1 protein-coding gene is annotated in these 285 nt (G+C 55.8%); it reads left to right on the forward strand.

Annotated features, from left to right (window positions below; genetic code table 11):
* Positions 1–38: 38 nt before the first annotated feature.
* A partial coding sequence (locus tag QWY30_RS15945; protein WP_353958812.1) for a transposase family protein occupies positions 39–285 on the forward strand: 247 nt, incomplete at its 3' end.

Below are 285 nucleotides of genomic sequence, written 5' to 3' on the forward strand. Positions count from 1 at the left end.
ATTCTATCCTAGGACTGCCTGGATTAGCCATTGAGCGGGTGGATCGCCAGCTAGGCGTTCATGTCTGGGCCAAGCCCACAAGCCGACCCGCTTGTCATTATTGTGCAAGTCCATCGATACGTATTAAGGCGACTCACAGCCGAACGCTGAAGCACTCGCGCCAAGGCAATCAGATCGTGTTTCTGCATTTGAGCGTGCCCAAGTATCACTGCCAGGACTGCAACCGTTATTTCCGACATCAGTTCCCTGGGGTTCGCCCACGGCTGCGCGCCACGGAGTGCTTTC

The organism is Zwartia panacis, assembly GCF_030410395.1.
Lineage (GTDB): Bacteria > Pseudomonadota > Gammaproteobacteria > Burkholderiales > Burkholderiaceae_B > Zwartia > Zwartia panacis.